General features: G+C 27.7%; 2 protein-coding genes. Both read left to right on the top strand.

The annotated features are described in order from the left end of the window. Window positions 1-202 precede the first annotated feature (202 nt). Window positions 203-796: a type IV toxin-antitoxin system AbiEi family antitoxin domain-containing protein gene (locus tag ACQV2O_RS08490; protein ID WP_428874601.1), complete on the top strand. Its 594-nt coding sequence runs from the start codon at window positions 203-205 to the stop codon at window positions 794-796. Continuing rightward, window positions 789-1,619, top strand: coding sequence for a nucleotidyl transferase AbiEii/AbiGii toxin family protein (locus ACQV2O_RS08485; RefSeq protein ID WP_428875561.1), 831 nt, complete (start codon window positions 789-791; stop codon window positions 1,617-1,619). Before ACQV2O_RS08490 ends, ACQV2O_RS08485 begins: the two co-directional genes overlap by 8 nt. The last annotated feature ends 162 nt before the right edge of the window (window positions 1,620-1,781 follow it).

The raw sequence follows: 1,781 nt of genomic DNA, 5'->3' as shown, positions 1-1,781 counted from the left end.
CAAAAAATAGGGTGGAAGGAAGTGTTTTTCTTCCATCCACCCTATTTATTATAGAACTTTAAAAGCAGAGTAGGAAAGCAGAGCCAAGTAAAATAATGGATTGTGTAATTGAAATAAATTGGATATGAATTCAAAGCTTTGTTGTAAATACACTAATAAAAGTATATAATATAAGTGTAAATGCAACAAGGAGATGAATATAATGAATCATAGAAAGCAAATTGAAAGACATCTTAAAAAGTCAGGTGGTATTATAACATCTACTTATTGCAGAGAAAATAATATACCTACAGTATATTTAAGTAGACTAGTAAAAGAAGGAAAATTGTTTAGAGTTCAAAAAGGAATATATATTACTAAAGATGGTGATTATGATGACTACTATTTTTTTCAATATCAGTATAAAAAGGCAATATTTTCCTATGAGACAGCTTTGTTTATACTTGGAGTAACGGACAAAATTCCATGGATAATGGATGTTACAGTTTACAATGGCTATAAATTTAATGAAAAGCAAGATACACTTAATGTTAATTATGTAAAAAAATCTATTTATGACTTAGGTATTATCCAGAAAAAGACAATGTTTGGAAATACTGTTAATGTTTATTCCTACGAAAGAACACTTTGTGATTTTATTTCTAACAAAGAAAAAATGGATGTTGAAGTTTATGTAAAACTCATTCGTTCATATTCTAAATATAAGGATAAGGATATACATTCTCTTTATGAAATAGCAAGAAAAATGGGAATAGAAGATAAAGTAAAGGAAGTTATGGAGGTGGTATATGAATAAAGCAAAACTAACCGCTATTTGTCACAAGATAAGCAAAGAAACTGGACTTCCATTTAATTCAGTAATGCTATATTATTTTTTGGAAAGCATATTAAAAAAATTATCACAGAGTAAATATCATGAAAACTTTGTTTTTAAAGGAGGTTTTCTTCTATCTAATGTAGTAGGTATAGATTCAAGAAGTACAGTAGATATAGACTTTCTTTTGAGAAATATGCACTTATCAGAAGAAAATATATTAAAAATATTACAAGAAGCACTGGAAACAAAATCTTCAGATGATATATTCTATAAAACACATGGAATAAGTACAATTAAGGAAGATGACCAGTATGGAGGGTTTCGTGTAAGTATACTTTGTAGAATGGAGAATATAAGACAAATCGTACCTCTTGATATTGCAACAGGAGATGTTATTACACCCTATCCCATAGACTATAAATATATAAGTGCTTTTGGACAAAAAGATATTTTAATTAAAGCTTATCCCATAGAAACAATATTAGCAGAAAAAATTCAAACAATTTATTCAAGAGGATTTTTAAATAGCAGAAGTAAGGATTATTATGATCTTTATATAATTTATAAATTAAAAGATAAGGAAATAGAGATTGATATATTAAAAGAGGCTTGTATTCAAACATTTAACTATAGAAAAACGGAATTTGATACAGATAAAATCATCAGTCTAATGGAAATGTTAAAAGCAGATGAAGCTTTTTTAAAAAGGTGGCAAGCGTATTCGAAGAAAAATCTCTACGCTAGAGACATAAAGTTTGAAGATGCCATAGATAATGGAATAAATATTATAGAAAAAATATAAAATCAGTAGATCTATGAAAAGATGAGAGATTGAAGATTTAAGGCTCTATGTCCAATAGGGTTGATGCTATCCAAGGAGATTAAGCCACTAACGGTTGCTTGGTCTCTTTTTCTTTTCTTCCTGACACATATAATCTTGATATTAAAAGAATTCTATTTTTGA

The sequence above is a fragment of the Facklamia sp. P13055 genome (assembly GCF_050409445.1).
Classification (GTDB): Bacteria; Bacillota; Bacilli; order Lactobacillales; family Aerococcaceae; genus Facklamia.
Note: the sequence above shows the minus strand (reverse complement) of the source record. Positions and strands in the feature narration are given on the sequence as shown.